The sequence below is a fragment of the Litoribaculum gwangyangense genome, from assembly GCF_039543505.1.
GTDB lineage: Bacteria > Bacteroidota > Bacteroidia > Flavobacteriales > Flavobacteriaceae > Litoribaculum > Litoribaculum gwangyangense.
Map to the genome: position 1 here is coordinate 246,934 of NZ_BAABJW010000003.1, position 12,589 is coordinate 259,522.

The 12,589-nt window shown below is 35.5% G+C and carries 7 protein-coding genes; 5 read left to right on the plus strand and 2 right to left on the minus strand.

Annotated features, from left to right (window positions below):
- Positions 1-3 precede the first annotated feature (3 nt).
- Positions 4-1,842: a sodium:solute symporter family protein gene (locus ABD963_RS10610; protein ID WP_345276943.1), complete on the minus strand. Its 1,839-nt coding sequence runs from the start codon at positions 1,840-1,842 to the stop codon at positions 4-6.
- 4 nt (positions 1,843-1,846) lie between these two features.
- A complete protein-coding gene (locus ABD963_RS10615) occupies positions 1,847-2,920 on the minus strand; it encodes a glycoside hydrolase family 26 protein (protein ID WP_345277112.1) in 1,074 nt (357 codons plus the stop codon).
- Positions 2,921-3,153: 233 nt separating this feature from the next.
- Here ABD963_RS10615 and ABD963_RS10620 point away from each other — a divergent pair, with 233 nt between their 5' ends.
- The 5 genes from ABD963_RS10620 (at position 3,154) to ABD963_RS10640 (ending at position 12,496) form a co-directional block, all read left to right on the plus strand.
- Positions 3,154-4,032, plus strand: a complete 879-nt coding sequence (locus ABD963_RS10620; RefSeq protein ID WP_345276944.1) for an AraC family transcriptional regulator — start codon at positions 3,154-3,156, stop codon at positions 4,030-4,032.
- 396 nt (positions 4,033-4,428) lie between these two features.
- Positions 4,429-7,461: a SusC/RagA family TonB-linked outer membrane protein gene (locus ABD963_RS10625; RefSeq protein ID WP_345276945.1), complete on the plus strand. Its 3,033-nt coding sequence runs from the start codon at positions 4,429-4,431 to the stop codon at positions 7,459-7,461.
- 27 nt (positions 7,462-7,488) lie between these two features.
- Positions 7,489-9,060, plus strand: a complete 1,572-nt coding sequence (locus tag ABD963_RS10630) for a RagB/SusD family nutrient uptake outer membrane protein (RefSeq protein WP_345276946.1) — start codon at positions 7,489-7,491, stop codon at positions 9,058-9,060.
- Between the two features lie 12 nt (positions 9,061-9,072).
- Entirely contained in the window at positions 9,073-10,161 is a 1,089-nt protein-coding gene (locus tag ABD963_RS10635; RefSeq protein ID WP_345276947.1) for a hypothetical protein, read from the plus strand.
- 46 nt (positions 10,162-10,207) lie between these two features.
- Complete coding sequence (locus ABD963_RS10640; protein WP_345276948.1) at positions 10,208-12,496, plus strand: fasciclin domain-containing protein; 2,289 nt, start codon at positions 10,208-10,210, stop codon at positions 12,494-12,496.
- Positions 12,497-12,589: the final 93 nt, after the last annotated feature.

Below are 12,589 nucleotides of genomic sequence, written 5' to 3' on the forward strand. Positions count from 1 at the left end.
ACGCTAATCTAATTTTTTATTAAGTGCATTCCACCAATACTTTTTAAGCAGAAAAATGCACGCTGTAATTATTAATAATGAAACAAAAATTGGAGTTGTTTGACGGAATATAATATACATGGGCAATAGGACTAGTACTGTTTGTGCTATAATTCCAACAAACACATTGAACATGTCAATTCCGAAATCGTTATTTTTTTTAATTATGATTCCTTCTTTTAAAATTTTATTATGTACCGGCTTCCAAAAACCCCAAGGTCTTACATTAGTATAGAATGCTTTAAGTACTTTTTCATCCGTTGGTGGTGCACTATACGTTCCCAAAATGCAACCGACCATAGAAATAATTAGTAACACGGGGAACAAATAAAGACTTAAAACATCAGGAAAAAGTTTAGGAATAATAACTGCGGCTACCAATCCTGCGACCATACCCCAGAAAAATCCTTCACCATTAAATCTCCACCAGTGCCATTTTAATATATTGGCTCCCACGTAACTACCATATAATACAGAAACAATCCATTGTAAGACAGAGTTTACATCTTCAGCAAATAGTCCTAGAATGATGCTTACAACAACCACGGCAATACCAGTTAGATAGTTCATATTATTTATTTGTTTGGATGAAGCATCTTTATTTTTATATTTCAAATAGATATCATTCACAATGTAAGCTTGGGCGGCATTCAAAGTACCAGCAAAGGTTGACATAAATGCTGAAATTAAACCCGCTAATAAAAGCCCTGTTAAACCAATAGGAACGAATTCCATTATAGCGTTGGGTAAAATAAGTTCGAAATCTACATTTCCAGTTGTATCAATCAAATCCAACTTTTCATAGAAAATGAGAGCTAAAGCACCAAAACCAGCAATCATTAAATAGCGCACTGGCATAAGAACAACAGAAACAAATCCACTCATTTTTGAGGCTTCAGATGGGGATTTTGTTGACAATATTTTTTGCATATCGTAATTAGGTGCTGGACCCGCAAGACTTACCAATATACCTTTGAATACCATCAACATAAAAAATATGGTAAATAAACAAAAGCCATCATCTTTTATTTTCTCATTTACTTCTGGTATTATGGTAGCCCAGTCTAAGTTCAATTCCCATCCAAAGAATGGACTCATCCATCCATCTGGGACATTTAGTCCATAGTTACCCACGGCAACAAATCCTAAATAGCCAATTACGACTGCTGCTACGGTCATGATTGCAAATTGTACCACATCGGCCCAAACAATTCCCGACATACCACCTAAAAGAGAATAGAAAACCGCGAAGAGCGTAAATAGTATTCCATAGAAATGCGGAACAAACTCTGGCGACACGTAAAAAGGAACATAATTACTGGTCACTTCCCAGGGAATGAATATTTCAACAAATTTACCTAATCCTATAAAGCCATAGGCTAAAAAACCAAGGCATAAAACAAGGGCAAATATTACGACAATAACATGTGAGAGTCTTGCACCTTTCTCAAATCCAAAACGCGTGCCAATCCATTCAGCACCTGTTGTTGCTCCAGATCTTCTTAACCATTTTGATAGGTAGACCATTAAAAAAACCTGATTAAAAATAGGCCATAACCAAGGTATCCAAGCACTTTTTAATCCGTAAACAAACATTAAAGTCACTAACCAAATGGTTCCCGAAATATCAAACATTCCTGAGGCATTAGATAGCCCTAGCATATACCAGGGAATTCGGTTGCCCCCCAATAAATAATCTTCTTTACTGCGCTGAGCCCGTTTCTTTAATACCAATCCAATAACAACTATAGTTACTAAATAGAGTGCAATTATAAAAATGTCAGCTGTATGTAATAGCTTCATATTATTAGTCTTGGTTTATTTCTTTAAGAAATAGTGTTTGGGGAAGTTTAGAAAATCGCTTAAAATCCTCGGCATTCTTATGCCCTACATAGGGAATATAGTGATGGCTTTTTCTGGCATTTCTCCAAAAAAGAACCCATGAAATTCCTGAATTTTCAATATTTGGAAATAATACTTGAGTGAACCAATTATCGGTATTTATTTGATCTAAACCTGTTTCTGTTAGCCCATAAAGTTTATTTTTTTCAGTGGCAATATTTCTCACTAGATTAATATCGTTAACAAGGGAGTTTGCATAATTTTCTGTATCATTAAAATCATAAATATCAATTCCAAATATATCAACATAATCATCTCCTGGATAATATTTCATATAATCTTCTATTTGATTCAGCTTGTTTGGTGAATACACGTATAAAAGATTATGCAGATTATACTTGTCACGCAACAAGGTAACCGTTTCTCTCCATAATCGTATGTATTCTAAAGCATTAGAACTAGAATTGCCCCACCAAAACCAGTTACCATTCATCTCATGGAATGGTCTGAATAAAATAGGGATTTCTTTGCCCTTAAACTTCAATGATTTAATGAACTCTGCAACTCTTTCAATCCATAAGTTATACTCTTCTTTGTGTGAACCGTTACCAATAATATCTATTACAGCAGGTGATGTATCCCAGGAGCTTCCTTTGCTTGAAGGATTATCAGGATGCCAGCTAATAGTGATTAAACCTCCTTTTTTATGTGCGTCGACAATTAAATCTGTAATCGTATTGAAGTACACTGTATCTAAATTATGCTTTTTACCCAATTCTAAATGCCCAATATCAAAGCCAAAAATTGCTGGATAGTCATCTGTCAATTCCTTTATATCACTTTTTGGTTCCCTGAAAGAATCATCATGTTTCCAGCCTATGCCATAAGACGTTGCATCTTGGTGCCCTATAGCAAATCCTTTTTTAGTTATAAAAAATAACTTCTTATGCAGTTTTTTCGCAGATCGTGATAAATTATTATCTACCAAATCTGGTTTTTTATATGTTTCATTATAAAAAGGTTTACACGAGAAATTCATCAAGATTGGTAACACAAAAGGGAATAGATAGAGCCTTCTTAAACCTATAAATTTTAAACTATTAATTAACATTAATGTATAAATATGAAAATATAATACTATCACAATTATAAATTAATATTATCATTGTGCAGCTTAAAAGTACAACAAAAACAAAATTAGTTATATTTGCTTTGTAATCATGATATTATTTTGTCAATAACCAAACAAAAAAAAACAAATAACTTATAAATATGACGATTCCCAAGAAAGTCCGTAGAGAGATTACACCATTAACAGCGGTTGACAGTTTTTTAGTTTTTGATAGGGTCAAATCAGAATTCGATTTTCCTATTCATTTTCATCCAGAATATGAATTGAATTTTATCAAAAACGGCAAGGGAGTGAAACGTATTGTAGGTGATAGTGTTGAAGAGATTGACAACATAGAACTTGTTTTAATTGGCCCAAACCTACATCATGGTTGGTTAGATAATAATATTAAAAATAGATCTTTCCATGAAATAACCGTGCAATTCCACGAGGACCTCTTAGATGAGAAATTGCTATCAAAACAAATCATGAAGCCTATAAAAGACATGTTCAATAGGTCAGTGCACGGTATATTGTTTTCTGAAAAAACGTCAATTAGCATGTACGAAAGATTTACAAGAATATCTAAAATTGACGGTATGGATTATTTTTTGGAATTCCTCTCAATATTATACGACTTATCAAACTCTAGAAACCAGAGACTTTTATCTACTTATACCGCTGGCAAGGAAAGCTTTGAAAATAGCGACAAAATAAAAACCGTTTATGATTTTGTTCATGAGAACTATAGCCGAAAAATAACATTGGAGGAAATTTCAAATCTGGTTAATATGAGTGAAGTCTCATTTAACAGGTTCATTAAAAAGCGTACTGGAAAAACTTTTGTAGATTACGTTAATGATGTAAGAATTGGTTACGCCACAATGAAATTAATTGAGAAGGACCTCAGCATTTCAGAAATCGCTTATGAATGCGGGTTTAATAATATTGCCAATTTCAATAGGGTTTTTAAAAAACTTAAAAAGCGCACTCCAAGTCAATATGCCCAGGAATTTTCAGGTATTAAAAGAATTTTATAGCTGTTTATGTCTTTTGCTTGCTTGATTTAAAACTCAAACCTCAAAAAATTACTCTAAAAACACCTCCTGAATAATTAATCCAAGCATAAATATGCAAATTTTATTTTTTACCATTAATCAATATATGTATTACCTTATTGAACAATAAAAACTCTTTTTTTTTTTCAAACATCCATTTAGTTTTTATACTATAAGTCAATGACAAAATAGTATTATAGTTTAGTGGTTTTATAGCTTACATTTGATGTGTTAAATTAGAGCAACCTTTTCCAACAAGTGTTCTAATTAATTCTAAACATTTTTTAACTAAACTAATATATGAATATGCGAAAACTAACTACGAATAACTTTTTTCGTATCAGTGAACGTTTCTATTGTTTTATCTTTTTGTGTTTCTTGAGTCCAATTATTTTGGCCCAAAACATAATTCAGGGAACTATAACTGATTCAAGTGGTTTGCCTTTGGTGGGTGTAAACATTATTGAAAAAGGAACCTCTAATGGAGTGGTTTCAAACTTTGACGGCTATTACAAGCTAGAGTTAAAAGGAGAAGCTACTGTTGTGTTTAGCTTCTTGGGGTTTGTTTCCAAAGAGATAAACGTAAAATCAAGTTCTACCGTAAATGTTCAATTGGAAGAAAATCTTGAAAGTTTGAACGAGATTATTGTTATTGGATATGGATCTCAAATGAAAGAGGAAATCTCTGGAGCAGTCTCCTCTGTTGAAGTGGAGGATTTAGTGACAATACCTCAAGTAAGTGTGGATCAAATGATTCAAGGACGTGCTTCTGGTGTAAGTGTAACTACAAACTCGGGGCAGCCAGGGGCTGCAGTTTCGGTAAGGATAAGAGGGGTGAACTCAATCTCTGGCTCTAGTGAGCCTTTGTATATAATAGATGGTGTGCCAGTGCCAGGAGAGTCTGAGGAAGGAGGATCAAGTCCGCTAAACTCCATAAACCAGAATGACATTGAAAGTATAAGTATTTTAAAAGATGCCTCTGCAACAGCTATTTACGGCTCTAGAGGTTCTAATGGGGTAGTTATTATTACTACCAAAAGCGGAAAGAAAGGCAAAGCCAAAATTACACTCAATTCTTTCGTTGCTATACAAGAGCCAACCAATATTTTAGATGTGATGACTTTACCTGAATACGCAAGACTTCAGAATGCAATCAATGATATTTACAACATAGATCCCATAGTTGAATATTCCCATCCCGAGCTTTTAGGACCTGGTACAAACTGGCAGCAGGAGATATTCAGTAACGCCATGATGGAAAGTCATCAAATATCTTTTCAGGGAGGTAATGAAGATGTTAATTATTTCATTTCAGGTGGACATTTAAAACAAGATGGAACTGTTATAGCATCAGGTTTCGATCGTTCAACAATAAGAGCCAATATTGATGCAAAATTAAGTGATAAAATAAAGGTTGGTATAAATCTTACAGCGAGTAGAGTTAACGAAAAAATCACCTTAAACGGAAGAAGCGATGGTATCATAGGTCTGTCCCTGCTTAATAGCCCCGCCATTGCAGTATATAACCCTGATGGTAGTTTTGCTGGCCCAAGTTTAAATGATGATTTTAGAACAGAAAATGCAGTTGCTAAAGCCCTAAGCTTAGAAAACAAGCTAATAAGAGATCGCATACTAGGTAATATATATGCTGAATTTCAAATCAACAAACAACTTACTTTTAGAACAGAATTTGGTGGAGATTTTGGGAAAAGCTTAAATAACCAGTTTACTCCTCGTTACTCTTATGGTGAAATACAAATTGCCAATAATACGTTAAGCATTGCCAACAATTACAATGATTTTTGGATTATCAAAAACTTTTTAACTTACAATAATACTTTTAATGACAAACACAATGTCACGGCTATGATAGGTGCAGAAGCACAAGAATCCAGTTATGGTGGCGTCACATCCACCGATGGGAACTTTGTTGGCAACGATTTCCCAATACTAGGTACTGGTGATGCAACTGATAACAGTACACAGTTTAGAGCTAGCCAAGCATTGGAATCCTATTTTGGAAGGTTAATTTATTCTTTTGATAATAAATACAGTATTACGGCTTCCATGAGAGCAGATGGATCTTCAAAATTCTCCCAAGGCAACAAATGGGGGTATTTTCCATCTATATCGGGGGCTTGGAAATTATCAAACGAACCATTTATGGAGGGGTTTGATGCTATACAAAACATAAAAATATATGGAGGTTATGGTGAGGTAGGGAATCAAAATATCCCAAATTTTGCCTATGGATCTATATTAAGACCTGTGAATACGGGATTAGGAACTGGCTTTTTGGTATCTAATTTCGCAAATCCAGACTTGACATGGGAATCTTCAACTCAGACAAATATGGGCTTTGATTTTTCATTATTCAAAAATAGTTTGAACGCCTCTATTGAATTATACAACAAAGTATCTAAAGACTTTTTGTTTCAATATGCATCTACAAACTTTGTAACCGGAGGTCAGTCACCTGGAGCCGTTAACCCGCCATGGGTAAACTTAGGTGAAATGGTAAATAGGGGTATTGATGTGACACTTAATTACAGCACTAAAACAGGAGGTGACTTTTCTTGGAATTCTTCATTAACCTTTTCACATTACAGAAATGAAGTTACTGATTTAGGTGATGTGCCACAAATTAATGGGGCCATGAATATCAACTATGATGGGCAACAAAATATAACCATTACCCGCAAAGGCGATCCCATTGGACTCTTCTACGGTCTTGAGGTAGAAGGTATTTTCAGATCAGTTGATGATTTTGTTGATGCTCCGATACAATATGGGCGGCCTTTTCAAGATGCCCTTTTCGCTACCACTTGGCTTGGAGACATAAAATTCAAAGATCAAAATAATGATGGTGTTATTGATGACAACGATAGGACCGTTATTGGTAACCCCCATCCAGACTTCACGTTTGGTTTCCAAAACTCTTTTAATTATAAGAATTTTGATTTATCAGTATTCGTTCAAGGGTCTTATGGAAATGATGTGTTTAACGGCATTGGAAGACTACTTACGGCTGGAAACAGAACATTTACAAATCAGTTATCATCTGTTTTGGATTATTGGTCAGTAAATAACCCGGAAGCCTCTGCTCCTAGGTTAGCAAGAAACGATACTCGAAACATAGAGATATCCGATAGATACATTGAAGACGGGTCATATGTAAGAATCCAAAATGTAACTCTTGGCTACACATTGGATTCTAAAATATCCGAAAAGATTGGGTTTAGTCTCCTTAAAATTTATGGAAGTATCCAAAACCTATATACATTCACAAACTATTCAGGCTATGATCCTGAAATAGGGTCATTCAATCAAAATACACTTTTAACAGGTATTGATGCTGGACGCTATCCATCTCCAAGAACATTTACCTTAGGAGTTAATGTTGAGTTTTAATCATTGTCAATTTTAAAGTATTAGAAAATGAAAAATTTATTTAAAACAAAATATATCTTATTAACCTTAACGTTAACATTAGGTTTTAATTCATGCAGTGAAGATTTTTTAGATAGACCGCCTGAAGATTCCTTTAACGTATCAGACTTCTTCCAAACCGAAGATCAAGTCATTGCCTCAACCAATGCGCTTTATTCTGTCCCATGGTATGATTTTAATGAAAATACTATTTGGGTTTTCGGTGAATTGAGCTCTGGCAATGCAAGAACTTGGGATCCTAGAAATGCAGACTTTGTAAACTTTGCTGTAAATGGTAATAATGCACAAATAAGTAGAACCTGGGAAGCACTTTTTGCAGTTGTTGCACAGGCAAATACCATAATAAACACTTTGCCACTAGCAGTAAACCCAAGCATCTCTCGTGACGTTGTAAATAACGCCCTAGGGGAAGCCAGATTCATTAGGGCTGTAGCTTATTTTTATATTGTTAGGATTTGGGGTTCAGTGCCAATCATAGAAGATAATGCCAGTATAGTTTTAGAACCTAGAGTTCCTAGAAATCCAGTTTCGGATATTTACAGATTCATAAAAGAGGATTTAGAATTTGCTGTTGAAAACTGCTACGCAAAAATTAGAGGAGCTAATTATGATGCCAATGCTAGAGTCTCTAGTGGAAGTGCTAAAGCGATGCTTGCAAAGGTATATCTTTATGAAAGAAACTATCAAATGGCTTATCAATTAGCTGACGAAGTAATTAATTCTGGAGAGTTCAAATTATACGGTGGTGACGCCGCAGACAGTGATCCTTCAGGAAGTTATTATGACTTGTTTGTTCCTGAAAATGACAATAACCCTGAATCCATATTTGCTCTTCAATGGACAAGCTCTAGTAGATATTCTGAAGGTAACGGGCTTCAATCCCTATTAGCACCTTCTGGTTTTACTGGAGGATCTGACGGTTATTCAGCTATTGGTATATCACCCGATTTATTAGCTGCTTACGAAAATGGGGATTCAAGATTTTATGCAACCTTCATGGAAAGAGGGGCGTTCTATCCAGATTTAAATGGGGGTTACACAGTGTCCGATAACATTGATTTCCAAGGTACCAGGCACGGAATTAAAAAATATGTGGTTGGTGCAGAGTATGCAGTGGGAAGAGATGACGGTAGTGGTCTAACTTCCACTCCCAATAACACCTATATACTAAGGTATGCTGAATTACTGCTAATTCATGCTGAGGCTGCACTTAACGGAGGTGGACCCATTTCGAGCGGTAACGAATCCCTTAACAAAGTAAGAAGAAGAGCTGGTTTGAATAATATTACTAATCCTACTCTTGATGCTGTTTTTCAAGAGAGGCGTATTGAATTGGCTTTTGAATGGGAATTCTGGTATGATGTGGTAAGACAAGACCCATCAGTAGCCTTAAACTTCTTAAGCAATACAGATAGGGGAACCTTTAACAGTGATACAGGAGCTTTGCAATCCGAATTTTACCAAGCCACGGTGGATGATTTACTTTTCCCTTATCCAACTGTAGAAACTCAGAACAATCCAGCATTATTGGAGGCTCCTGTACCCTATGATTTCAACTAAAAAATAAGACCTATGAAAAAAATTATTAATTTTAAAAACAACGCATTTATAAACATATGTTTTTTATGTTTTACGGCTATCTTCACAACTTTATCATGTGAAAGTGAGTTTGACGTACCAAGTCCTAATTTTACAAAAGCTCCACCAGAAATATCAAGTGTTAGCGAGGCTAGAGAAGATAAAACGGTAACGCAAGGAGTTTTAGAAAACACCTATATAATCAGAGGTAAAAACCTATCATCACTTGTTGCTATTTATTTTAATGATGTAAAAGCTAGCTTCAATCCTGCTCTTTTAACAGATGGCATTGCATTTGTTGAAGTGCCAGAGGATGCACCAGTGCTTGATCAAAGCAACAAGATGAGAGTTGAAAACTTATTTGGTACTACCGAATATGATTTTTCACTCCTAACCATATCTGGATTCACTGAAGAAACAGTGAATGGTAAGAAAGTGGTTAACTTAATGGGAGGTGATTTTAGCGAAACCTCATCCGTGACTTTTGTTAGCGGATCAGAAGCCAATGGAAATTTGCTAGAACGTCCAGCTAGTTTTGTCGTTGTTTCACCAGGTATGGTACAAGCAGAAGTTCCAGCCGGTGTTGAACAAGCTTTTATTTTTTTAGAAACATCAAGGGGAGCCGTGGCAAGGTCTGATTCTTATGGCTTCAGTTATTCTGTTTATGTTGATAGCCTCAATGAAGATTGGATAGTAACCGAATGGGGCGGTACCCATATTTTACAATCCACAGAAGTAACACTTGGGACCTACTCGGTTAAAAGCATCAGACAGGGCTGGTCTGGAATAACGTTTTTACCAATAAATACTACCATTGATTTTGGCGATTATCAATCTATTTCTGTGACACTTTATGGAACAGGTGCAAGTGGCGATAGTGTTAACTTAGCACTTAACGATTTTCAAACACAACTAAATTTACCTCTCATTCCAGGGCAGTGGGTAAAATACGTTATACCACTTGCAGATTTTTATCCAAACGGTGGAGCTCCTGATACCATTTTTAGAATGGATTTTCAAGAGTCGTCAAATACAGGTTTATCACAATATATATTTTATATTGATGACTTTGGATTCCTGTAAAAACATAAAAGCTATTAAAGATAACGAACATTAAAAATATTTATTGATGAAATCATTTAAACATATACTAAGCTTCTTTTTGATGACCACATTGATTATATCGTGTTTTAAAGACGATGATGTATTGGACAACAGATTGAGCTTAAACCCTAAGAACATATCCGAAATCATATCGGACAATCCGGATTTATCAACATTGGCATCGGCTTTGGAAGCTGCTGGCCTTATTGAAACATTAAAAAGCACAACTACCTACACGGTTTTTGCGCCAAATAATTCTGCTTTCAGCGGTGTAGATACCTCTACTCTTTCTGATGAAGGGCTTCTCAATGTGCTTTTAAATCATGTTGTGAGTACTACAAGACCAGATTTTACTTCAACTATGACAACAGGTTATTTAAAATCTTTGGCCTCTGGTCCTGATGGCACTAAACTTAGCCTTTTTGTAAATAATTCAGATGACATCAAACTTAACGTTAATGCATCCATTGTTAATGACGGCAAAGATCTAGGAGCTACAAACGGTATTGTACATGTTACAGATAATGTGATACTTCCGCCTACTCTGGTTGACCATGTCCTAGCCAACCCAAATTATTCCTCTTTAGCTGCTGCGCTTGTAAAAGCTGATTTGATAGATACCTTAAATGGTACCGATATTTTTACCGTCTTTGCGCCAAATAATGCCGCTTTCGAAAAATTTATGATGGATGTTGAAGATGCCTTTGGTTGGACATCATTGGACGAAATACCTGTGGACATCTTAACAGAAGTATTACTTTATCATGTGGTTGCTAGTACTAACCTTTTATCTGGAGATGCCTTAGAGTCAACTCAAACAACTTTGCAAGGTGAGAGTTTTTCTATAGGTGCTGATGCTAGTATAGATGATATGAGCTATACTAATAGTAATATAAATTTAGTTGACATACAAGCCATAAACGGGGTCATACATGGTGTTGATAAAATATTACTACCTGATTCTGTTTTCCAATCCATCCTAAGCAGAACACTTAACATTGTTGAAAGATGTGATGATAGAAATTTCACATCATTTACAGCGGCAGTAGAAAAAGTTGGCTTAACCTCACAGGTTTCCACAGACCAACTCACTGCTTTTGCACCTAATAACAATGCATTCACTACGTTTTTCCTTACCATTGATAATTTTGATAGTTTAGATGATTTTGATACTCCTGAAGAACTGGATTTATTGAAAAAACTCGTTGAGTACCATTTAGCTATTGGAACTACCCTTTCAAGCGGACTAACTCCCGGAATGACTATCGAGACCCTCAATGGAGAGTCCATTACCTTTGATGCAGGGTCCATGTCTTTTGTCCCAACGCACGAAAATGCACCAAATGGGGGGATTGTAACGGCAGATATTGGAGCCAATAACGGAGTAATCCATGAAATTGATAATGTTTTGGTACCTGATACAGAAGCCACTGCATTGGGTTATCCTTTACCTCCCTCTGGAGCTGCAGTTTATGGTTATGAAATCTATGACGACGCCTTAAATTCAGCATTTTGGATAGGCGGATGGACTACACCAGATTTTTCAAATACGGACCAAGTAAAATCCGGAATTTACTCAATTCGAGTTGATTATCAAGGTGATGATGGTTTCCAAATTGGTGGTGCAGGAGAAGATTTAACACAATATTCTACGGTTAATGCAGCTTTATATTCTGAAAATGGAACTTCTGTTACGTTTATATTAAACGAACAATGGAATAATGGTCAAACGGTAAGCATCCCTGCCGGTGAATGGACCTATGTTTCAATTCCAATCACGAACATTTCAAATGGGACAACAATACTAGATCAATTTGTAATTAGAGATGCCAGTTTATCTCCCAATACATTATATATTGACGAAGTGGGTCTAGATGTTACTTATGAACAGCCCATTCCAACTTTCAACTATGAAATTTACACTGAAAATAATTTAACAGCTGATTGGATAGGTGGATGGACCTCTCCTGTTTTTGATGACACATCTAACCCAAGTACTGGTATATTTTCAATACGCAATGTTATGCCAGCAGATCAAGGTTTCCAATTAGGAGGCACTAATATTGATTTATCAGCATACTCAGTTGTAAAATTCTCCATCTATTGTGAAGATGCAACATCATTCAGATTGGTTATGAATGAGGAATGGGGAAATGGTTATTATTTTAATCCTACACCAGGCCAGTGGAATCATTACACAGTCCCGCTTAATGACACACTTCTTAATGGAAGTACAACATACACTCAATTTGTCATCCAAGAGCAAGGCTTAAATGATGTAGTCGTCTTCATTGATGACATAGGGTTTAATTAAACTTTTAGTTCAATTTAGTTTATTAGTAATTAGTTTAACCTTTACAAAGCATTCAGTTTTGTAAAGGTTATTTTTAATAGCTCTTCAGCCTTA

What these genes read in the sequence shown, in the direction of transcription:
- ABD963_RS10610 (WP_345276943.1), bottom strand. Translation starts at nt 1,842, where the DNA reads ATGAAGCTATTACATACAGCTGACATTTTTATAATTGCACTCTATTTA.
- ABD963_RS10615 (WP_345277112.1), bottom strand. Translation starts at nt 2,920, where the DNA reads ATGAATTTCTCGTGTAAACCTTTTTATAATGAAACATATAAAAAACCA.
- ABD963_RS10620 (WP_345276944.1), top strand. Translation starts at nt 3,154, where the DNA reads ATGACGATTCCCAAGAAAGTCCGTAGAGAGATTACACCATTAACAGCG.
- ABD963_RS10630 (WP_345276946.1), top strand. Translation starts at nt 7,489, where the DNA reads ATGAAAAATTTATTTAAAACAAAATATATCTTATTAACCTTAACGTTA.
- ABD963_RS10635 (WP_345276947.1), top strand. Translation starts at nt 9,073, where the DNA reads ATGAAAAAAATTATTAATTTTAAAAACAACGCATTTATAAACATATGT.
- ABD963_RS10640 (WP_345276948.1), top strand. Translation starts at nt 10,208, where the DNA reads ATGAAATCATTTAAACATATACTAAGCTTCTTTTTGATGACCACATTG.